Origin of the sequence: Paeniroseomonas aquatica (genome assembly GCF_030409335.1) — a bacterium.
GTDB classification, from domain to species: Bacteria; Pseudomonadota; Alphaproteobacteria; order Acetobacterales; family Acetobacteraceae; genus Belnapia; species Belnapia aquatica.
The window spans coordinates 71,317-92,217 of sequence record NZ_JAUFPN010000204.1 but is presented as its reverse complement, the minus strand read 5'-3'; the positions used below and the strand labels follow the sequence as shown (position 1 = coordinate 92,217).

General features: G+C 72.7%; 20 protein-coding genes. 8 read left to right on the top strand and 12 right to left on the bottom strand.

Features of this window, described 5'->3' with window-relative positions:
• Positions 1 to 86: 86 nt before the first annotated feature.
• Genes ccmA through QWZ14_RS27795 form a run of 3 tightly spaced genes read left to right on the top strand, consistent with a single transcriptional unit; the run spans position 87 to position 2,023 of the window.
• Positions 87 to 677 carry a heme ABC exporter ATP-binding protein CcmA gene (gene ccmA, locus QWZ14_RS27805; protein WP_290320305.1) on the top strand — a complete coding sequence of 197 codons (591 nt, stop codon included), beginning with the start codon at positions 87 to 89 and terminating at the stop codon, positions 675 to 677.
• Positions 674 to 1,333, top strand: coding sequence for a heme exporter protein CcmB (gene ccmB / locus QWZ14_RS27800; protein ID WP_290320304.1), 660 nt, complete (start codon positions 674 to 676; stop codon positions 1,331 to 1,333). Before ccmA ends, ccmB begins: the two co-directional genes overlap by 4 nt.
• A 57-nt stretch (positions 1,334 to 1,390) precedes the next feature.
• Positions 1,391 to 2,023, top strand: coding sequence for an SOUL family heme-binding protein (locus tag QWZ14_RS27795; RefSeq protein ID WP_290320303.1), 633 nt, complete (start codon positions 1,391 to 1,393; stop codon positions 2,021 to 2,023).
• Here QWZ14_RS27795 and QWZ14_RS27790 read toward each other — a convergent pair.
• Genes QWZ14_RS27790 through QWZ14_RS27780 form a run of 3 tightly spaced genes read right to left on the bottom strand, consistent with a single transcriptional unit; the run spans position 2,004 to position 5,218 of the window.
• Entirely contained in the window at positions 2,004 to 3,629 is a 1,626-nt protein-coding gene (locus QWZ14_RS27790; protein WP_290320302.1) for an MDR family MFS transporter, read from the bottom strand. The genes QWZ14_RS27795 and QWZ14_RS27790 overlap by 20 nt on opposite strands.
• The gene (locus QWZ14_RS27785; RefSeq protein ID WP_290320301.1) at positions 3,622 to 4,752 is read right to left on the bottom strand and encodes an HlyD family secretion protein; all 1,131 of its coding nucleotides are present in this window, start codon (positions 4,750 to 4,752) and stop codon (positions 3,622 to 3,624) included. The genes QWZ14_RS27790 and QWZ14_RS27785 overlap by 8 nt, the downstream gene beginning before the upstream one ends.
• Positions 4,733 to 5,218, bottom strand: coding sequence for a MarR family transcriptional regulator (locus QWZ14_RS27780; protein WP_290320300.1), 486 nt, complete (start codon positions 5,216 to 5,218; stop codon positions 4,733 to 4,735). Before QWZ14_RS27780 ends, QWZ14_RS27785 begins: the two co-directional genes overlap by 20 nt.
• 138 nt (positions 5,219 to 5,356) lie before the next feature.
• On the opposite strand from QWZ14_RS27780, the gene QWZ14_RS27775 reads away from it, so the two are divergent.
• The 5 genes from QWZ14_RS27775 (at position 5,357) to QWZ14_RS27755 (ending at position 10,276) form a co-directional block, all read left to right on the top strand.
• Entirely contained in the window at positions 5,357 to 6,733 is a 1,377-nt protein-coding gene (locus QWZ14_RS27775; RefSeq protein WP_290320299.1) for an LLM class flavin-dependent oxidoreductase, read from the top strand.
• A gap of 11 nt (positions 6,734 to 6,744) precedes the next feature.
• Positions 6,745 to 8,103 carry an acyclic terpene utilization AtuA family protein gene (locus QWZ14_RS27770; RefSeq protein ID WP_290320298.1) on the top strand — a complete coding sequence of 453 codons (1,359 nt, stop codon included), beginning with the start codon at positions 6,745 to 6,747 and terminating at the stop codon, positions 8,101 to 8,103.
• Between the two features lie 64 nt (positions 8,104 to 8,167).
• A complete protein-coding gene (locus QWZ14_RS27765; RefSeq protein WP_290320297.1) occupies positions 8,168 to 8,479 on the top strand; it encodes a DUF4387 domain-containing protein in 312 nt (103 codons plus the stop codon).
• The gene (locus QWZ14_RS27760; RefSeq protein ID WP_290320296.1) at positions 8,476 to 9,207 is read left to right on the top strand and encodes an enoyl-CoA hydratase/isomerase family protein; all 732 of its coding nucleotides are present in this window, start codon (positions 8,476 to 8,478) and stop codon (positions 9,205 to 9,207) included. The genes QWZ14_RS27765 and QWZ14_RS27760 overlap by 4 nt, the downstream gene beginning before the upstream one ends.
• 13 nt (positions 9,208 to 9,220) lie before the next feature.
• Positions 9,221 to 10,276, top strand: coding sequence for an Ldh family oxidoreductase (locus tag QWZ14_RS27755; RefSeq protein WP_290320294.1), 1,056 nt, complete (start codon positions 9,221 to 9,223; stop codon positions 10,274 to 10,276).
• 13 nt (positions 10,277 to 10,289) lie between these two features.
• On the opposite strand, the gene QWZ14_RS27750 is transcribed toward QWZ14_RS27755, so the two are convergent.
• From QWZ14_RS27750 to QWZ14_RS27710, 9 genes are all read right to left on the bottom strand, one after another.
• Positions 10,290 to 10,817, bottom strand: a complete 528-nt coding sequence (locus QWZ14_RS27750; protein ID WP_290320293.1) for a GNAT family N-acetyltransferase — start codon at positions 10,815 to 10,817, stop codon at positions 10,290 to 10,292.
• Positions 10,818 to 10,831: 14 nt separating this feature from the next.
• The gene (locus QWZ14_RS27745) at positions 10,832 to 13,354 is read right to left on the bottom strand and encodes a putative bifunctional diguanylate cyclase/phosphodiesterase (protein ID WP_290320292.1); all 2,523 of its coding nucleotides are present in this window, start codon (positions 13,352 to 13,354) and stop codon (positions 10,832 to 10,834) included.
• A gap of 105 nt (positions 13,355 to 13,459) precedes the next feature.
• Positions 13,460 to 14,029: a molybdopterin-dependent oxidoreductase gene (locus QWZ14_RS27740; protein WP_290320291.1), complete on the bottom strand. Its 570-nt coding sequence runs from the start codon at positions 14,027 to 14,029 to the stop codon at positions 13,460 to 13,462.
• 14 nt (positions 14,030 to 14,043) lie between these two features.
• Positions 14,044 to 15,078 (bottom strand): EamA family transporter, encoded by a 1,035-nt coding sequence (locus QWZ14_RS27735; protein ID WP_290320290.1) that lies wholly within the window; start codon positions 15,076 to 15,078, stop codon positions 14,044 to 14,046.
• A gap of 4 nt (positions 15,079 to 15,082) precedes the next feature.
• Complete coding sequence (folE, locus tag QWZ14_RS27730) at positions 15,083 to 15,751, bottom strand: GTP cyclohydrolase I (RefSeq protein ID WP_290320289.1); 669 nt, start codon at positions 15,749 to 15,751, stop codon at positions 15,083 to 15,085.
• Complete coding sequence (locus QWZ14_RS27725; RefSeq protein ID WP_290320288.1) at positions 15,748 to 16,146, bottom strand: 6-pyruvoyl trahydropterin synthase family protein; 399 nt, start codon at positions 16,144 to 16,146, stop codon at positions 15,748 to 15,750. Before QWZ14_RS27725 ends, folE begins: the two co-directional genes overlap by 4 nt.
• Positions 16,147 to 16,295: 149 nt before the next feature.
• A complete protein-coding gene (locus QWZ14_RS27720) occupies positions 16,296 to 17,384 on the bottom strand; it encodes a zinc-binding metallopeptidase family protein (RefSeq protein WP_290320287.1) in 1,089 nt (362 codons plus the stop codon).
• A 110-nt stretch (positions 17,385 to 17,494) separates the two neighbouring features.
• Complete coding sequence (locus QWZ14_RS27715; RefSeq protein WP_290320286.1) at positions 17,495 to 18,391, bottom strand: transglutaminase family protein; 897 nt, start codon at positions 18,389 to 18,391, stop codon at positions 17,495 to 17,497.
• Positions 18,388 to 20,901 (bottom strand): circularly permuted type 2 ATP-grasp protein, encoded by a 2,514-nt coding sequence (locus QWZ14_RS27710; protein WP_290320285.1) that lies wholly within the window; start codon positions 20,899 to 20,901, stop codon positions 18,388 to 18,390. Before QWZ14_RS27710 ends, QWZ14_RS27715 begins: the two co-directional genes overlap by 4 nt.

The window sequence follows — 20,901 nt, the reverse complement described above, 5'->3', positions numbered from 1 at the left end:
AGAGGCCGGTTTTAACCACGCTGCCGCATGCCGGTCCATGGCCTGCGGCTTTGTCAAGGCCAGATGAGAGAGGTTCGCAACTGGCCGTGCTCGAAGCCGACAACCTGGCGTGCCTCCGCGGCGAGCGGGCGATCTTCGCCGGCCTGTCCTTCACCCTGGGGTTGGGGGAGGCGGTGCTGCTGGTCGGCGCCAACGGCGCCGGCAAGTCGAGCCTGCTGCGGCTGCTGGCCGGGCTGCTCACTCCGGCCGAGGGGCGCCTGCTGTGGGACGGCGAGGATGCCCTGGCCGACCGCGCCGGCCATGCCGCCCGGCTCCGCTACCTCTCGCACCAGGATTCGCTGAAGCTGGCGCTGACGGCGCGGGAGAACCTCGCCTTCTTCGCCCGGCTCTGGGGCGGCACGCCGGAGGCGGCGCTGGCCGAGCTCGGCCTCGCCCCGCTGGCGGAGCTCCCGGCCCGCATCCTCTCCTCCGGCCAGAAGCGCCGGCTGGCCCTGGCCCGGCTGGCCCTGGCGCCGGCCGCGCTCTGGCTGCTGGACGAGCCGACCGTCGGGCTCGACGCCGCCTCGGTCGCCCGGCTCGGCACCCTGCTGGCGCGGCACCGCGCCGCCGGCGGCATGGTGCTGGCCGCCACCCACCTCCCCCTCCCCCTGCCCGGCGCGCGGGAGCTGCGGCTGTGAGCGCCTGGCGGGCCCTGCTCGGGCGGGAGCTGCGGCTGGCGCTGCGCCACCCCGCCGATTCGCTCGCCGCGGTGATGTTCTTCGTGCTGGTCGCGGCGCTGTTTCCCTTCGGCATCGGCCCGGCGCCCGAGGCGCTGGCGCGGCTGGCCCCCGGTGCCCTGCTGGCCTCGGCGCTGCTGGCGGCGCTGCTGCCGCTGGACCGGCTGTTCGGTGCCGATGCCGAGGACGGCACCCTCGACCAGCTGCTGCTCTCGGGCATCGGCCCTGCCGCCGTGGCGCTGGCCAAGGCCGCGGCGCATTGGCTGACCACCGGGCTGCCGCTGCTGCTGGCGACCCCCATCGCCGCCGCCATGCTGAACCTGGCGCCCGGCGCCTGGCCGGCCGCCATGGCCGCGCTCGGCCTGGCCACCGGCTTCCTGTCGCTGCTGGGTGTCGCCGGCGCGGCGCTGACGCTGGGTGCCCGCCGCGGCGGCGTGCTGCTGCCGCTGCTGGTGCTGCCGCTGGCCATCCCGGCGGTGATCTTCGGCGCCGCCGGGATCGAGGCCGCGGCCGCCGGCCTCCCGGCGCGGCCCTACCTGCTGCTGCTCGGCGCCCTGTTGGCCGGCGCGCTGCCGCTGGCGCCGCTGGCGGCGGGCGCCGCGCTGCGGGTCGAGTAGCCCCTCCCTGCCGCCGCATCCCTCCCCATCTGCTGCAGGGATGAAGGACCCCGGCCCATGCTCCCTCGCCTGCTCTCCGCCGCCACGGCCCTGCTGCTCGGCGCCTGCTCGGTCATCGGCGTGAGGTCGGGGACGGAGGAGCCGCGCTTCGAGGTGCTGGACCGGCAGGGTCCGCTCGAGATCCGCCGCTACGCCTCGCGCCTCGCCGCCGAGACCCTGGTCGCCGCCGACAGCGAGGAGGCCGCCCGGCGCGAGGGCTTCCGCCGCCTTGCCGGCTACATCTTCGGCGCCAACCGCGGCCAGGCCCGCATCGCCATGACCGCGCCGGTGGCGCAGGCCCCCGAGCGCATCGCCATGACCGCCCCGGTCGCCGCCGCCGCCACGGCCGACGGCTGGACCATCCGCTTCTACATGCCGGCGCGCTTCACCCGCGAAGCCCTGCCCATCCCCGACGACCCCCGCGTCACCATCGCCGAGGTCCCGGCCGAAACCCTCGCCGTGCTGCGCTATGCCGGCCTCCCCGGCGCGGCGGCGGCGGCCAGGCAGCGTGCCGCCTTGCTCGCGGCGCTGGCCACCGGCCCCTGGCAGGCCGCCGGCGAGCCCTTCGACTGGTTCTACGACCCGCCCTGGACCCTGCCGCCCGCCCGCCGCAACGAAGCGGTCGTCGCGGTCACCCCGCGCCGGCCCTGAGCGGGGTCCCTGGCGCCGGGCTCTCGGCCGACCTGCCGCGCCGCAGCGCCAGCGCCGGCAGCACCGCCACCAGGCAGGCGACGGCGACCGCGAGGAAGCCGTCGCGGAAGCCCAGCATCGCCGCCTGCGCCTGCACCGCCCGGCCGAGATACTCGTAGGAGCCGGCGAGCAGCTCGGTCGCCGGCACGCCTTCCTGCGCCAGCATCCCCTGCACCATCCGCAGGTAGTCGAGCGTCGCCGCACCGCCGCCGTCCTGGGTCGCGGTCAGCGCCTGGGCATGCAGCTCGACATGCCGCTCCAGCCAGATCGACAGCAGGTTCACCCCGAGCGCTCCGCCGAACTGCCGGGCGAAATTAATTCCCCCCGCCCCCTGGCCGAGGAAGCGCGGCGGCAGCGCTCGCAGCGCCCCGGCATTCATGCTGGGCATGGCCAGCCCCAGCCCGACCCGGCCGACCAGGATCCAGAGCGCCAGGGTCCAGAAGGGGGTGTCGGTATGCACCCCGCGCAGCAGCCAGCAGGACAGCGCGAACAGCAGCAGCCCGGCGGCGATCGGCTGCCAGACCGGCACCCGGTCGGCCAGCCGGCCGGCGATCGGGAAGACCGCCACCAGAATCAGCCCGGCCGGCATCAGCACCAGGCCCGCGCGCGTCGCGGTATAGCCCTGCACCGTCTGCACGAACAGCGGCAGCAGGTAGGTGGTGCCGAAGATGCAGGCGCCATAGACCAGCGCGACGGCGAAGGCCCCGGCGAAGCCGCGGTGGAGGAAGATGCGCGGGTTCAGCAGCGGCGCCGGGCAGCGCCACTCCCAGGCCAGGAAGCCGAGCGCGGCCAGCAGCGCGATGCCGAGTTCCATATCGACCCGCTTCGACCCCCAGCCCTGCTGCTGCCCGCTCGACAGCCCGGTGAGCAGCGCCGCCAGCGCCAGGATCAGCAGCAGGAAGCCGAGGCTGTCGAAGCGCCGCCGCGGCCCCTCCCCCGCCCGGTCCGGCATGAAGACGAGGCCCATCGCCAGCCCGATGAGGGAGAAGGGCACCGCCAGGAAGAAGACGCTGCGCCAGCCGTAGTTGTCGACCATCAGCCCGCCGATGGTCGGCCCCAGCGCCGGCGCCAGCACGATGCCGACGGCATAGATCCCCATGGCCGAGCCGCGCTTCTCCGGCGGGAAGACCTGGAAGATGATCTGCATCGCCAGCGGCTGCAGCATCCCCGCCGAGGCGCCCTGCAGGATGCGGCCGGCGATCAGCAGCCCCTCGTTCGGCGCCAGGCCCGAGACCGCCGAGCCGACCAGGAAGAGCGCGACCGAGCCGGCATAGGTCGCCCGGCAGCCGAAGCTGTCGACCAGCCAGGCATTGAGCAGCATGGTGCCGGTGACGGCGGCGAGGAAGCCGGTCGAGAGCAGCTGCGCCTCGTCCTGGCCGATGCCGAAGGCGCCCATCACGTCGGGCAGCGCGACGTTGACGATGGTCGAGGACAGGATGGTGGCGATGGTCCCGATCATCGCCGCGACGGTGACCAGCCAGCGGTAGGAGGGGCCGAAGCGGGCGCCGAGGCTCTCCAGCGTCCGCCGCGGCACCGGCGGGAGGGCCGGTGCCGCGGCGTCACTCACCCGCGGAAGCCTCGATCTGCACCATCATCCCCGGCCGCAGCAGGCCGGGCTCCGGCGCCGGCCGCAGTGCGATGCGGACCGGCAGGCGCTGGGTGATCTTGGTGAAATTGCCGCTCGGGTTCGGGCTCGGCAGCAGGGCGAATTCGCTGGTGGCGGCCCCGGCGACGCGCTCCACCACCGCCTCGAAGACCCGGCCGGGGATGGCATCGACCGCGACGCGCACCGGGGTGCCGGGGCGGAAATGGCGGATCTCGGTCTCCCGCACGTTGGCCTCGATCCGCACCCGGGCCGGGTCGTGCAGCATCAGCACCCGCTGCCCGGCCGCGACGTATTCCCCGGGGTCGATGAAGACCCGGTCCACCGCCCCGTCGAAGGGCATCAGGATGGTGCGGTCGCGGATGTCGAGCGCCACCCGGTCGCGCTGCGCCGCCACCTCCCGCCCCTGCGGGTCGAGCCCGTCGAGCTGGCGGCGCAGTACGTTCAGCTCCTCCCGCGCCGCCGTCGCCGCGGCGATCTGCGCCTCGGCATTCTGGATCTCGGCGATGGCGCCCAGCACCTTCTGCCGCGCGGTATCGAGGCCGCTGCGCGCCTGGTCGTAGCGCTGGCGGGTGCCGCTGCCGCTGTTCATGAGCTGCATCGCCCGGCCGAACTCGGCCTCGGCATAGATCCGCTCCGCCTCGGCCGAGGGCAGCGCCGCGCGGGAGACCTCGAGCTTGGCCCGCGCCCCGGCCTGCTGGCTGCTGGTCTGCAGGTCGACCATGGCGACCCGCGCCTCGAGCTCCTGCCGCCGCGCGTCGAGGCTGGCGAGCCGGGCCTCCAGCTCGGCCAGGAACAGCGCCTGCTCGCGGCTGTCGATGCGGACCAGCACGCTGCCGGCCGCCGCCTGGTCGCCGGCGATGACCCGCACCTCCGCCACCCAGCCCGGCACGCGGGAGGAGACGGTGATCATGTCCGCCGCCACCCGGGCGTCGTCGACGAAGACCAGGGTCACGAAGCGGTGGATGGTCCAGCCCGCGCCGGCCAGCAGCGCCAGCACCACCGCCGCCAGCGCCAATGGCCGCAGCCGGCGCAGCAGCGGCGGCCTGAGCGCGGCCCGGGCGCCGCTACTCGGGCCGACGTCCATCCGGGGCCTCCGCCGCCGGCGTCGCCGCGAGGCCGATGGCCACCCGCTCCAGCACCGCCAGGCAACCGGCCAGCTCATCCTCCGGGATGCCGCACAGGATCTCGGCCCGCACCAGGGTCGCCGCCGCCTCGATCCGGTGGATCAGGGGGGTCGCCTGCACCGTCAGGTGCAGGGTCTTGGCACGGCGGTCCTGGGTCGATTCCCGGCGTTCCACCAGCCCCTGCCGCTCCAGCCAGTCGAGGGTGCGGACCAGGGTCGGCCCCTCGATCAGCAGCCGCTGCGCCAGGTCCTTCTGGGTCATGCCGTCGCCGCCACGGGCCAGCGCGAGCAGCGCCAGCCAGCGCGCCTCGGTCAGCCCGAATTCGGCGATCCTCGCATCCAGCCGACCGCGCCAGCGCCGCGCGATCTGCGCGATGGTGATGCCGATCCTCCACTGGGTATGGGCAAGCGTCGACCCGTCCCGCATGGGGGAAGGCTAGACCGCCGGCGAATAGCTAGGAAGCTAGATGTTTGCTTTCCGTGGTCGATTTGGGGGTGGCCGCCGGGCCGGGGCGGTCGCATGCTGGCCCGAACGTCCCAATAATCGACACGCGGGAGTAGTCCCATGGCCGACCGCCGGCGCCGCGACATGACCCTGGTCGCCTTCCTCCAGGCGCAGAATTGCTCGAACTACCCCGGCTCCTGGCGCCATGCCGAGGCGATCCCGGACTTCCTGACCGCCGAGCACTACATGCGGATCGCCCGGACGCTGGAGGAGGGCAAGTTCCACCTGGCCTTCTTCGACGACCGGCTGGCGATGCCCGACATCTACGGCAACGACCACCGCCCGGCGGTCGAATACGGCATCCGCAGCGTGAAGATGGACTTGATCCCGCTGCTGACGGCGATGGGGCTGGCGACCAAGCACCTCGGCCTCGGCGGCACCTATTCGACCACCTACTACGAGCCCTTCCACGTCGCCCGCACTTTCGCCACGCTGGATCTGATGATCGGCGGCCGCGCCGCCTGGAACGTGGTGACCAGCCTGAACGACTCGGAGGCTCGCAACATGGGCCGCACCGAGCACCCCGGCCACGACGAGCGCTACGACCGGGCCGACGAGTTCATCGAATGCGTGCTCGGCCACTGGCAGAGCTGGGAGGATGACGCGCTGGTGGTCGACCGCCGGCGCGGCGGCACCTTCGCCGACCCGAACAAGGTCCACCGGCTGGACTACCAGGGGAAGTACTTCGCCAGCCGCGGCCCCTTCACCGTGCCGCGCTCGCCGCAGGGCCAGCCGGTGATGATCCAGGCCGGGCAGAGCGGCCGCGGCAAGCTGTTCGCGGCCAAATGGGGGGAGCTGGTCTTCGCCTCCTACAAGACGCTCGCCATCGCCAAGGCGCAGTATGCCGAGCTGAAAGGCGCCGTCTCGGCGGCCGGCCGCGACCCCGACAGCGTCCGCATCGCCCCGCCGATCTATGCCGTGGTCGGCGAGACGCGGGCCATCGCCCGCGAGAAGGAAGCCTATTTGGCGAGCCTGGCGCAGCCGGAGGATGCGCTCTGCCTATTGGGTGAGATCCTGAACTTCGACTTCTCGAAGCACGGGCTCGACGGCGCGCTGACGGATGCCGACATGGCCGGCATCACCGGGCAGCACGCGCTGCGCGACCGCATCATCGCCGCCTCCGGCACGAACAACCCGACGCCGCGCCACTTCATCGAGAAGAGCGGCCGCGGCACCATCTACGAGATGCCGGTCTTCTGCGGCACCGCGGCCGATGTCGCCGACGAGATGGAGGCCTGGTACCAGGGCGAGGGCTGCGACGGCTTCGTCGTCGCCGCGACCCACCGCCCCGGCGCCTACGAGGACTTCTCCCGCTACGTGGTGCCGGAGCTGCAGCGGCGCGGCGTCTTCCACCAGGACTACGCCGGGACCACGCTGCGGGAGAACCTGGGCCTGCCGAAATCCGTGGCGCGTGGCGCCCCCACGATGCGGCTGTAGGGGGCCAGGAGATGCGCGAATTCCGGATGGTCTCGACCAGCGGCATCCTCGGCTACGGCTATCCCGAAGCCAGCCTGAATGCCGCGCTCGAGCGCGGCGTCGACATGATCGGCTGCGACGGCGGCAGCAGCGACCCGGGGCCCTACTACCTCGGCAGCGGCAAGCCCTTCGTCTCGCTGCGGGCGATGAAGCGCGACCTGCGGCTGATGCTGATCGCCGCCATCCGCCACCGGGTGCCCATGGTCATCGGCACCTGCGGCGGCGCCGGCGGCGAGCCGCATCTGCGGATCGTGGCGCAGATGGTCCGCGACATCGCCCGCGACGAAGGCCTGCACTTCAACCTGGCGCTGATCCATGCCGAGCAGGACAAGGCGCTGATCCGGCGCCGCATCGCCGAGGGCCGGACCAAGCCGCTGGGCCGCATGGGCCCGCTCGATGCCGCGACGGTCGAGCGCGCCACCCGCATCGTCGGCATGTGCGGGCCGGAGCCCTATATGCGGGCGCTCGACCAGGGCGCCCAGGTCGTGCTCGGCGGCCGCAGCAGCGACCCCGCCCCCTTCGCCGCCAATGCCATGCGGGCGCAGCTGCCGCCCGGCCCCGCCTGGTACGCCGGCAAGATGCTGGAATGCGGCGCCGCCCCGGCCCTGCCGAAGGGGCCGGACTGCCTGCATGTGATCGTGCGCGAGGACGGCGTCATCTGCGAGCCCATGGGCGACCGCGCCTGCACGCCGATGTCGGTCGCCAATCATTCGCTGCATGAGAATGCCTCGCCGATCCGCCATGTCGAGCCGGGCGGCACGCTCGATACCAGCGACTGCCGCTTCGAGGCGGTCTCCGACAAGGCGACGCTGGTCACCGGCATGCGCTGGGAGCCGGCCGAGGCCTATACGGTGAAGATCGAGGCGGCGGAGAAGCTCGGCCACCGCGCGCTCGCCATCTGCGGCACCCGCGACCCGGTGCTGATCGGCCAGCTCGACCATTTCCTCGGCCTGGTGCGGGAGCTGGTGCGCGGCAAGGCGCAGGACCTCGACATCGCGCCGGAGGAGTACCGCCTGACCATCCATACCTATGGCAAGGACGGCGTCATGGCGGGGCGGGAGCCGGTGCGGGAGATCCGCGGCCACGAGCTGGGCTTCGTGCTCGACGTGGTGGGCCAGTCGGAGGAGGTGGCGCAGGCGGTCGTCGCGCTCACCCGCACCAGCATGCTGCACAGCGACTTCCCGGGCCGGCTCTGCAAGGAAGGCAACATGGCCATCCCCTTCTCGCCCTCCGACCTCTCGGCCGGGGAGGTCTTCCGCTTCAGCATGTCCCACGTGATCCTGCCGGACGACCCCTATGAGATGTTCCCCATCGAGCATGAGAGGGTCTAATGCCCGATGGCCGTAGCGCCGCATGGCGCGAAGGGCTGGATCGGTCATCCTTGAGGAGATTGCCATGGCCCTGATCCGCGACATCGCCAAGGTCTGCAAGAGCAAGAACGCCGGCCCCTTCGACCTGACCCTGGACTTGGTCTTCGAGAGCGACGCGCTGTTCGAGCAGGTGCGGGCCAGCGGCGTGCTCTGCCCGGCGCTGTTCGCCCGGCTCTATGGCGTCGAGGCCGCCGACGTGCTGTTCACCCCCTACCCCGCCGGCCGCGCCTTCAAGGCGACGCTGCCGCGGCTGGTGCCGGCCGGCGACATCGGCGACACCGATGTCTATGGCGCGCAGCAGCATGCGCCGATGCTCGACGTGGATATCCCGCTGTGATCCTGACGTCCCGCACCGATGGCGTCGCAACGCTCGGCCTGAACCGCCCCGACCGCGGCAATGCCCTTGGCCCGGAGCTGGTCGAGCAGCTCACCAAGGCCTTCGACGAGGCGCTGGCCACCGGCGCCCGCCTCATTGTTCTCCGTGGCGAGGGAAGGCACTTCTGCACCGGCTTCGACCTGACGGACCTCGAGAGCCTGACCGACGGCGACCTGCTGCTGCGGGTGGTGCGGATCGAGGCGCTGCTGCAGCGAATCCATGCCGCGCCGGTCACCACCATGGCCATCGCCAGCGGCCGCACCTTCGGCGCCGGGGCGGATCTGTTCGCCGCCTGCGACCACCGCATCGCCCTCGCCGGCGCCAGCTTCGCCTTCCCCGGCCCCGCCTTCGGCCTGGTGCTGGGCACCAACCGCCTGGCCAGCCTGGTCGGCCGCGACCGGGCGCGCGCCACGCTGCTGGCCGGCGCCGAGGTGCCGGCCGCGGCGGCGCTGGCCGCCGGCCTCGCCACCGCCACCATGGCGGCCGAGGACACCCCCGCCGCCATTGCCGTCGCAGCCGAGGCCGCCGCCCGGCTGGACCCGGCGACTGTCGCCGCCCTGCACCAGCGGACCTCCCGCGCCGAGGATGATGCCGACCTCGCCGCCCTGGTCCGCTCCGCCGCCCGTCCGGGCCTGAAGCAACGCATCCTCGACTACCGCGCCGCGGTCGCCGCGCGCGGCAAGAGCTGAAGGGAAGACACCGATGCCGACAATCCAGGCGGAGAAACTCCGCGAGATCGGGCAGGCGCTGCTCGTCGCCCATGGCGTGCCGGAGGAGGAGGCGGCGACGGTCGCCCGCCACTGCGTCGCCGCCAACCTCGCCGGCCACGACAGCCACGGCGTCATCATGCTGCCGAACTACATCGAGCGGGTGCGGGTCGGCCACATCGTCCCCGGCGCGCCCTTCACCATCGTGCAGGAATCGCCAACCACCACCGTTGTCGACGGCAATTGGGGCTTCGGCTACGTCATTAACGAGCGCGCGATGGCGCTGACCATCGAGAAGGCCGAGACGAGCAACATCGCCGCCACCACGGTGTTTCGCCAGGGCCATGTCGGGCGTCTCGCCAGCTACCCGCTGATGGCCGCCCGCGCCGGGATGATCGGCATGGCCTGGGCCGACAGCGGCCGGTCCCCGAAGGGCGTCGCCCCCTTCGGCGGCCGCACCGCCCGGCTCGGCACCAACCCCTGGGCCATGGCGGTGCCCTCCGATCTCGACGGCCCCTTCTGCATGGACTTCGCCACCTCCGCCGTCGCCATGGGCAAGATCAAGCTGGCCGAGGCGCGCGGCCAGGAGATCCCGCTCGGCTGGGTGGTGGACAAGGACGGCGATCTGACCGCCGACCCCAAGGGCATCAATGGCGGCGCCCTGCTGCCGCTCGGCGGCCCGGGCGAGGGCTACAAGGGCACCGCGCTGGCCGCCATGGGCGAGATCTTCTGCGGCATCCTGACCGGCCTCGGCTTCGGGGTGGAGCCGAGCGGGCGGCACAACGACGGCTGCTTCCTCATCGCCATCAAGGTCGAGGCCTTCCGCCCGCTGCTGAGCTTCCGCCAGGAGGTCGCCGATTTCGCCCACTACCTGAAGGACACGCCCCCGGCCAAGGGCAGCCAGGGCGTGCTCTACCCCGGCGAGATCGAGCACCGGCAGGAGACCAAGCGCGGCGCCGAGGGCATCGAGATCGAGGAAGCCACCTGGGCCAAGCTCGGCGCCCTGGCGCAGGCGGGGGGCATCGCGGAACGCCTGGGCTTCGCCGGCTGACCGGGCCCCGCCCCTAGAACCGGAGGGCCATCAGCACCTCGTCGCAATAGGCCTCCCCGAGCTTCAGGGCCCTTGGCTCGACGCCATAGGCGCTGAAGCCCAGCCGCGCATAAAGCCGGATCGCGGCCGGATTCGAGGCGCCGACCGAGAGGCGGACCTCCTCGACGTGGCTGCGCGCATGCTCCAGCAGCGCGCCCGCCAGCGCCGTGGCAAGCCCGCCGCCGCGCGCCTCCGGGCGGACGAGCATGCCCCAGAGCACGCCCTTGTGCCGCGCCTTGGCCACGCCGTTCAGCTGCAGCCCCACCACCCCGGCCAGGGGCCCTGCGCCGGTCTGCCAGCCGCCCCAGACCGCATGCACCTCCAGGCGACCGGCGAACCAGGCGAGCGGCCTGCCCGCCTCCTCCTCGAAGGCGGCGCCGAAGGCCTCCGGGTGGCGGCGCAGCCCGAGGAGGCGCAGGTCGCGGAAGGCCGCGGCATCGGCGGCGCCGAGCCGCCGCAGGGTGAAGCCCGGCTTGGCGGCTCCCGCCGGCATCCCGGGCATGGGCAGGCCGGGGCTCAGGCGATCTTCAGGAAGGGCGCCGCCCGGCTCGGCTCCTCGAACCACCGCCGCAGCTCCTTCGCCGTCTCCGGCTGGCCGAAGTAGTAGCCCTGCGCCTCGGTGCAGCCGGCCTCGCGCACCGCATGCAGCTGCGCCGCGGTCTCCACCCCCTCGGCCGTCGTCGCCATGCCGAGCTGGTTGGCGAGGTGCGCCACCGAGTTGACGATGGCGAGGCAGTCGTGCCGCGTCGCCATCTCCCGCACGAAGGACTGGTCGATCTTGATCTTGTCGAAGGGGAAGGAACGGAGGTAGCTGAGCGAGGAATAGCGGGTGCCGAAATCATCCAGCGAGGTCCGGATGCCGGTGTTGCGGAAGGCCGCGAGGATCTCCGCCACCCCGCCATCCGCCTGCAGCAGCGCCGATTCGGTGATCTCGAGTTCCAGCCGCTGCGGCGCCAGGCCGGAGGCCTGGACCACCTGCAGCACGGTCGCGGCGACATCAGGGGCGCGGAACTGCAGGGGCGAGAGGTTCACCGCCACCTTCAGCGGCGCCGGCCAGGTATTGGCCTCCCGCGTCGCCTGCTCCAGCACCCAGCGGCCGACCACCTCGATCAGCCCGATCTCCTCCATGATCTCGATGAAGATGCCGGGCGAGACCATGCCGCGGGTCGGGTGGCGCCAGCGCAGCAGGGCCTCGAAGCCGGAGAGCCGGTTGGCCGCCAGGCCGAAGATCGGCTGGTACCAGACCTCGAGCTGGTTCAGCGGCAGCGCCTCGCGCAGATCCGCCTCCATGGCCAGCCGCTCCTGCAGCTCGGCCTCCATGCTGTGCTCGAAGAACCGCCAGGTGCGGCGGCCGGCGGCCTTGGCGCGGTACAGCGCCATGTCGGCATTCTTCAGCAGCTGGTCGACCGAGGAGGCGAAGCCCTGGTCGGTCGCCGTCGCCGGATCCTGGCCGCGGGTGCCGGCCAGGGCGATGCCGATGCTGACCCCGACCAGGGCCCGGTAGCCGGAGAGCTCGTAGGGGGCGCAGACCACCTCGACCAGCCGCTGGGCCAGGGCGGCGGCATCCTCCGGCTGGCGGGTGGGCCCCTGCAGGATGGCGAACTCGTCGCCACCGAGCCGCGCCACCAGGTCGCCCTCGCGCACGCAGGCGCGCAGCCGGCGCGCGACCTCCCGCAGCAGGGCGTCGCCGACCGGATGGCCCAGGGTGTCGTTCACGTTCTTGAAGTGGTCGAGATCGAGGAAGAGCAGCGCCAAGCTGTCCTCGCCGCTGCGGCGGACCGCCAGCGCCTCGTCCATCCGCTCGCGGAACAGCAGGCGGTTCGGCAGGCCGGTCAGCACGTCGTGGTGCGCCATGAAGGTGATGCGCGCCTCGACCCGCCGCCGGTCGGTGATGTCCTCGTAGGTGGCGACCCAGCCGCCGTCGGCCATCGGCTGGTGCGAGACCGCCAGGGCGCGCCCGTCCGCTCCCTCGCGGAAGAAGGTGCCCGGCCGGGCATCGGCCAGCAGCGCCTCCTGCGCCAGCCGCACCGCGGCCAGCACCGACGCCTCGAAGCGCCCGCCCGCCACCATGGCGGCAAACAGCGAATCCATGGTCGCCCCGGGGCCGCCGAAATCCTCGTCCAGGCCGAAGAGCTCGATGAAGCGGGTATTGCAGACGATCAGCCGCCGCTCGGCGCTGAACATGCAGAGCGCCTGGGACATGTTGTTCAGCGCCGCGTCGAAGCGGGCATTCTGCACGTTCAGCTCGGCGTCGCGCAGCCGGAGGGCGCGGTACTGCTGCTGCACCTCGCCCATCGCGTCCTGCGCCTGCTCCTTGGCGGTGGCCAGCTGGCGGCCGGTGCGGGTGAGGTCCTGCACCAGCGCATTGACCTCCCGGTTGGCGTTCCGGACCAGCCGGTTATGCACCATCAGCGTGGCGATCAGCACGGCGCAGCAGAGCAGCAGGGTGATCAGCACGCCCGAGAAGATCCAGTGCAGCTGCGCCAGATGCTCGATGTCGGCGGTGATGAGGTCGTTGCCGGAACTGTAGGAGGCGGAGGCCAGCCGGGTGAGCCGCGGATTGAGGTCGCCCAGGAGGGTCAGCAGGCGGTCCGCCACCGCCGGCTCGCCCAGCCGCTCGATCATCGGCTGCGCGGTGGCGATGGCCCGCCGCAGCTGCGCCACCGTGGCCTCCCGCTCCGGCACCGCGCGGATGAAGGGCCAGACCTCGCCGCCGCCGAGCAGCTGCGACCGGTTGGCGACGATGTCCAGCCAGAGCTGGACCGTCTCCAGCCCTTCCTCGTCGGGCTTCAGCCGGTAGCTGGCGATGGCCGATTGCAGCCGCGCCACCTCCAGCGCCGACTGGCTGATGAGCCAGGTGACGTTGTAGCGCGAGACCGAGCGCAGCGACTGCTGCCGCTGCAGGATCAGGACCGAGGTATAGGCCGCGGCGAGCGCCAGGAAGACGATGACGACCAGGAAGCCGATGCGGGGAAAGCGCGAGAGAGCGGTGCCGGGGGGCGGACGCAGGGTCACGTTCAGGCCGGGCGGCAGGTCCACGGCGTCAGCGCCCGGCCGCGACCGGTCCGCGGGGCGGTCCGGGCGGGGCAGAGGACCAGGCGGCAAGGCCGCAGCGCGGGGGGATCATGTCGAGCCGATCCTGGGTCAGCGGACCACCAGTCTGGCAACCTGCCAAGCCGAGCGGCCATAATAGCGCGGCGAGCGGAGTTCCGCATTGGTGTCGTAGGGGTAGACGATGAACAGCGGCCCCTTGTCGCGGATCGTCAGGTAGTTGCCGTCGCGCTTGAGCGCGAGCATGACCCCCCAGCGGGCGAAGTCGGCCACCGGGATCTCGGTCGAGTAGTCGTTCAGCGCCACCGCCTGCACCGTCTCGCCCTGCGCGCCGACACGCTGCAGCAGGCGGGTCATCGGCACGCCCTCGAAGGTCACCGCGCCATCGTACCAGGGCGTCACGGTGGTGAAGCTGGCCATGCCGAGCGCCTCGAGCATGGGGCGGTCGAATTTCGCCGCGTCACCGTCGTTGGTGATCGCGATCTTGCCGGTGATGGCCAGGATCACCCGCCCGGCCGGTTCCGCCAGCGGTCCGGTCGTGGGCGCCGCCGGCACCGCGGAACCACCCGCCGGCTGTGCCACGGCGATCCGCGCCTGGCCCGCCCAGGCGCCGGCGCCGGCTAGGCCGAAACCCCGTATCAACTGCCGCCGCGCCACAGACATCCCGTCTCTCCGTCTCATCGGTCGCCGCCACGGACCAGTCTCGTCACCATGCCGCCCCGCAGCCCGGCCAGCATGCCGAAGCAGCTCAAGGCAATCAGCCCGGCCCCGATCACGAAGGCCGGCCCAGGCACATTCCGCCAGAGCATATACCCAAGGATGAAATTCCACAGCAGAGATGTGTATTCAAGCGGCGCCATAATCGGCGCGGGAACTGATCGCGCTGCCGTGAACAGCGCGAATTGTCCGGCTCCGCCGAGCAGCCCGGCCAGCAGCAGCAGCGGCACCTGATCCAGGGCCGGCGCGACCGGCGCGCTCAGCGCCAGCGGCCCCAGCACCGCGAGGAACAGCAGGTGCGTCGCCGTGAGCTGGACCAGCGGCCCCTCGGTCCGTGCGATCCGCCGGGTCAGCAGCACCGCATAGGCCCAGAGCACCGCGGCGATCAGCGCCAGCAGCAGCGCCGGGTCGGCCTCGAAGCCCAGCGACCCGCCGCTCACCAGCGCCCCGCTGGTCCCGAGCACCACCAGGAGCCGGTGCCGCAGGCGGCTGTGCTCGCCGAGCATCCAGCCGGCCGAGAGCACCACGATCAGCGGCGCAAGGAACTGGAAGGAGGCGAGCTGGCCCAGCGGCAGGCTGCGGGCCGCGCTGAAATAGGCGCTCCAGGCCCCGAGGTTGACGACGGCGCGGCGCAGCAGCAGCCACCGCACCCGGCTGGTGAAGACGGCGCGCAGCAGCGGCCGGCCGCCGAGCGCCAGGCTGAGCAGCAGGATGGCCAGGCTGCGCACCGCCAGGATCAGCGGCAGCGCCAGGGTGGCGGCCAGCAGCTTGATGGTCGCATCCTGCCCGGCCAGCACCAGGAAGCCCGCCAGGGCGATGCCGACGCCGGCGGCCAGCGGGTGCGGCCCGGCCAGGGGCACCGCCGGCGCCGCAGGACCGGCGGGGTCGGGGGGCGCCCGCCCGGCCAGGGCCGCCGCGGCACGCCCCGGCCAGCCGGGTCCCGGCAGGCGGGCCTGCCGCAGGAAGGTCAGGCCGCGCCCGGAAGGGCGGTGCACCGCACTAGCCGGACTTGCCGAGCGCCAGGCATTCCGTCAGGAATTCCTGCTTGCGCTCCGGGTCCTCCGCCATGGTGCCGAAGTAGGCGCTGGTCACCATCCGGCCCTGATGGCTGCCGCGCACGCCGCGCTGGGTTCGGCACATGTGCACCGCGCTGATCCGCACCGCCAGTCCCTGCGGCGCCGTCCGCTGCCAGATGAAATCGCCGATCTGCTGGACCAGCTCCTCCTGGATCTGCAGCCGGGCGCCGAAATGCTCGACGATGCGGTCGTATTTCGACAGGCCGATGATCTTGCCGTCGGCCGCCGGCAGCACGCCGATATAGGCCTCGCCGTAGATCGGCATCAGGTGGTGGGCGCAGGTCGAGCGCAGGGTGATCGGCCCGATGACGATCAGCTCGTTGAAGCGCTGGACGTTGTCGAACTCGGTGATCGAAGGCGGCTCGGCGAAGCGGCCGGCCATCAGCTCCTCGATGTACATCCGGGCCACCCGCCGCGGGGTGTCGCGGGTATTGTGGTCGTTGCGGTGGTCGACCCGCAGGATGTCGAAGAGCTCCTCGAGCTTCGCCGCGGCGGCGCCGACCATGGCGGCCTGCTCGGCCGCGGTCAGCGGGGTGTCGAGCGCCTCGTTGGCGCGCTGCGGCTGGCGCAGCCGGTGCAGGGCGACGCTCATGCGACGGCTTCCCGGACCGCGGCGCGCAACGGCGCCTCGAGCACCCCGGGCGGCTCGTAGGTGCAGCCCTCCACCTGGCCCGGCTGGCCGCGCTGCACGGTCACCCGGTGCAGCCCGGCGATCTTCTGGGCGAAGCGGTTCCACAGCCAGAGGGTGACGTTCTCGAGGGTCGGGACGGCGAGGCCGGGCACGTCGTTGAGGTAACGCTGGTCGATTTCGCGGCGAACCATCTCCACCACCGGCTCCACGTCGTACTGGTTGTGCGACCAGCCGAACCTGGGGTCGGGCTCGCCCCGCATATAGATGCGAACAAGGAATGAGTGGCCATGCAACCCCGAGTAGGGGGGTGTCTGGTGGGCGGCCTCGAAGGTGAATTCGCGGAATGTCTCGATCATGTCGTGTCTAGCTTTGCCGTTCACTTATAGGTTGTAATGTGACGCCCCCCATTCACCCAAGACATATCGACGGTTCTGAAACCTTATCCCAAAAACTGTGCTTGGTTTCGGTTCCATAACTTGACCGCCCTGTAAGGCATTAATTTCCGTCAACCCGCTTTGCAGCGACGCACCAGCCGGTGGATGTAGTCAAGCTTGGCGATGGCGGGAGCAGAGAGGACGAAGGGATAGAGATCCGCGGCGCCCATGCAGCGGTTGAGGCTGTTCACGGCGTAGGTCAGGGGCAGCCAGGCATCGATCAGGGTCTCGATGTCGACCGGCCCGTAAGGGTCGAAATCCACCTCGGCGGCCAGGACCCGGGCCGCGGCCGCCTCCCCGACCGCGCTCATGTCGGGCAATTGTGGATGAAGTGTTAAGCCAAATGCCCCAGCCATCTCGAGGGTGTCAATGATGTGGAGGTAGTGCGCCCAGGTCTCGGCGAAGTCCTCCCAGGGATGCGCGGTGGCGTAGGCGCTGACGAAGGCGGATTGCCACTCGGCCGGGGCACCATTCGCATAGTGAGTCTTCAACGCGGCGTTGTAGTCCTGGCTGTCGTCGCCGAAGACCGCCCGGCACTCCGCGAGCTGCCCGGCGTCGCGCACCAGCAGGTCCCAGTAGTGGTGCCCGGTCTCGTGCCGCATATGGCCCAGCAGGGTGCGGTAGGGCTCGCCCATCGCGGTCCGCCGCCGCTCCCGCTCGGCATCGTCGGCCTCGCTCAGCGCCAGCGTGATCACCCCCTCGTCATGGCCGGTCAGCACCTTCGGCCCGCCCTCGGGGTCGGCCAGTACGTCGAAGACCAGGCCATGCGCCGGATCGTCCAGCCGGTTGGCCAGCGGCAGGCCCAGCCGGCGCAGGCTGTAGATCAACCGGTGCAAGGCCACCTGCCAGCGCTGCCAGGCCTGCAGATTGGTCGGGACCGACAGGTCCGGCACCACCCGGTTGTGCCGACAGGCGGCGCAGAGCGTCTCGGCCGCATCGGAGGCGACCAGCCAGTTGCAGGCGTCGTAGGCCGCGTTGCTGCAGAGCCTCACGCTGGCGCCCGGCTGGGCGAGCGGCTGCCAGTCCTCCCCCGTGCCGGGCTCCAGCGCCGACAGCGTCGTGAGCTCCGGCATGTAACCCAGCGCGTGGCCGGACCGCTCGCAGCGGATATTCTCGAAGTACAGGACCTGATCGCAGGCCTGGCAACGGAACAGCTTCATCGGAACCTCCTCGGTCGGCGGGGGAATGGGCCCCGTCGTCGCACCGGGGAACGCGGGCAGGACGCAGCCGCGCCGGGCGAGTTCCATTGCGGCGCCGGCCGCCGCCGGCGCTAGCCCGAGGCCCCGGCCGTCGCCTCCAGCGGCTCGAGGTCGACCGCGATGCTCAGCCGGTGCGCCCCGCCGCCCAGCACCACGCCGCTCACCGGGCTGACATCGGCGTAGTCGCGGCCCCAGCCGACCACCAGATGCTCCTCCCGCACCACCACGCCATTGGTGGGGTCGAGGTCGACCCAGCCATGCGCGGGGCCCAGCCAGGCGCCGACCCAGGCATGCGACTGGTCGGTGCCGCGCCGCCGCGGCTGGCCCGGCGGCGGATAGGTCCGGATATAGCCCGAGACGTAGCGCGCCGGCAGGCCGAGCGCCCGCAGCGCGCTGATCATCAGGTGGGAGAAGTCCTGGCAGACCCCCTCCCGCCGCCGCAGCACCTCGCGCACCGGCGTGGCGAGATCGGTGACGCCGGAGCGGTAGGTGAGTTCCCGGCGGATCCGGGCATTGAGCTCGAGCAGCCCCTCCAGCACCGGCCGCCCGGGCGGGAAGCTGGCGGCGGCATACTCCCCCGCGGCGGCTTCCACCTGGACCATCGGACTCTCGAAGGTGAACTCCGCCGCCTGCCAGGCCGCCGGCCCGCCCGCCCGGGCCAGCGCCGCCACCTCCTCCCAGGGCAGGGTCCCGGCCGCCGGCGGCGGCAGCGCGAAGCCGACCTCGACGGTCGCGTCGCCGGTCACCTCGAAGGCGGCATGCGGGGTGTCGACGAACAGCCAGGTCACGTGGTTGCCGAAGTGGTCGATCGCCGCCCGCAGGCGGGAGGCCGCCGGCTCGGCGATGATCGCCGCCTCCAGCACCCGCTGCCCCGGCAGGGCGCGGGGCGTCAGGTGCAGCAAATGCGCGGCGAGGTCGACCGTGCTGCCATAGGCGTATCGCGTGGTGTGGCGGACCCGGTAGATCACGCGGCGCCGCGCAGCCGGCCGCCGGGGGCCGCCGGGCCGAGGCTGTGGGCCGCCGGCAGCAGGGTGAAGTAGCGCCGGGCGATGCGGTTCGACAGCGCCGCCATCGCCCCCTCCATCGCCCGCAGCCGCGGCGGCAGGCGCATCGCCGCCTCCGCCTGCACCGTGGCCGTCGCCACCTCCCGCACCATGCCCCGCGCTTCCTCCAGCAATTGGTCGGCCGCCGCCGCCAGCGGCGACCCGGCATCACCGTCCAGGTCGACCAGCATGTCCCGCGCCGTCGCCAGCTGGAAGGCCAGGCCGCGCGGATTGCCCTCGTCGGCCAGCACGAGATCCAGCACCGGCGCCGCCTGCAGCACGGTCAGGTAGCGGCTGCGGTAGGTGATGACCGAATCCCGCAGCTCCAACGCCAGCCGCAGCCCGGGTTCCAGCCGCGCCGGCTGGCTCGCCGCCCCCGGCTGGTCGAGCACCCGGGCCAGCTCGGCGACGATCGCCTGGGCCCGCTCCACCCGGCGGCCGAGGTCGAGGAACAGCCGGCCGCCGCCGCGCACCATGTTCTCCGCCGCCAGCCCGGCGACGGTCGCGGCGAAGGAGAGCACCGCATGGCTCGCCTCGGCCAGCTGCTCGAGCCCCTGGGCCTCCTCCCGAGCCGCCGGGCCGGGCCGCAGCAGCGCCGCCAGGTCGCGCAGGCCGTGGTGCAGAGCGAGCTGCATCTCGCCGGTCAGCCGGTCGCGCAGCAGGTCGGTCATCCGCGAGACCTTGCCGACCAGCCCGAGCACCGGCCCGCCCTCCCGCATCGCCTGCACCAGCGCCCGGGCCAGCGGCCGGCTGCCCAGCCCGGTCGCGCCGCCCTCGGCCACCTCCGGGTCCAGCAGCTCCGCCCGCACCAGGCAGGCGGACAGGCTTTTCAGCTCGGCCAGCTCGCGCGGCGTCGGCGTCGGCCGGGCCAGCCGGCTGCCGCTGGCCCGCAGCAGCCGGGCGGCGCTTTCCAGCCGTTCCAGGTAGCGGCCGAGCCAGAAGAAGTTGTCGGCGACCCGGCTGGGCAGGTCGCCCGAGGTCCGCCGGATCGCCAGCGCCGGCACCACCAGCCCGCCCGGGCCCTGGATGGCGGCGCCCTCCTCGGCCGGCACCCAGACGTCCTTGGAGAGGGTGCCGCTGCCCATCACCCGGGCCAGCCCGCCCTGCAGCGCCCGCCAGCGGCTGCCGTCGAACACCAGGAAGACCCGCAGCATGACCGGCCGCGGCTCCAGCCCGGCCGGGCCGACGCAGGGCGCGACCGAGGGCGCGAGCACCTCAGAGACGGCGTAGTCCTGCGGCGCCGCCAGCACCCGGTGCAGCAGCGCCGCCCGCGCCGCCGCATCCAGCGTCGCCGGCCGCACCGAGGGCACGGTGCCGTCCACCGCGCGGCGGACCAGCCAGGGGCCAAGGTCGCCGCCCACCAGCGCCCGCGCCGCCGGGTCGCCCAGCCACAGCGTCCGCGCCCCGCGCAGCAGCAGCGCCTCCCCCAGCAGCCGCGGCGCCAGCGCCGGCAGGAAGGCGGCCAGCCCCGGCGCCTCGGCGAAGCCGCTGCCGGGGTCGTTGACGATCTTCACCGCCCCGGACCGCGCCGCGTCCAGCAGGCCGGAAACGCCGTGCGCCATGCTGGATTCGAGCTCGAGCGGATCCATCATCCGCCCGTCCTGGCGCCGCAGCAGCACCTCGACGCGCTGCAGCCCGCGCAGCGTCTTCAGGTAGAGCACGCCGTCGCGGACCGTGAGGTCGCCCCCCTCGACCAGGGCGCAGGACAGCTCGCGCGAGAGGATGACATGCTCGAACCACAGCGGGTTGGTATGCCCGGTGGTCAGCAGCGCGACGCCGGGATTGCCGCCCGCCCCCCCGGGTGCCAGCCGCTGCAGCGCATCCTGCCAGATGTCGAAGAAGGGGCCGTGCTGGCGCAGGTCACGGGCGCGGAGGAACTCCGGCATGTGCCGCGACAGCGCCCGGCGGTTCTCCAGCACATGGGCGATGCCGGTCGGCACCGCGGTGCGGTCGGCGACCACCCGCCAGGCGCCATCCGGCGCCCGCGCCAGGTCGGCGGCATAGAGGTGCAGCAGCGGCCCCGCCCGCCCCGCCACCGGGTCGCGGCAGGGCCGCAGGAAGGCCGGGTTGGCATGGACCAGCGCCGGCGGCAGCAATCCCTCGGCCAGCAGGTGCTGCGGCCCGTAGACATCCTGCAGCACCGCCTCCAGCAGCGTCGCGCGCTGCGCCAGCCCGGCCTCGAGCGTGTCGAATTCGGCTGGCGGCAGGATCAGCGGGATGGGGTCGCAGCGCCAGGCGGCCGGCCGGTCCGGCGCCGCGGGGTTGGCCAGCAGGCTGGTCACCCCCTCGTCGGCGAAGAAGCGGTCGAGCAGCACCGCCCGCTCGGCCAGCGCCTCCCGGCCGAGGTCGGCCAGGGCGCCGAGCAGGCTGCGCCACTGCGGCCGGAAGCCGCCGGCGCCATCGACCATCTCGTCGAGCGGGGAGACCGCGTCCAA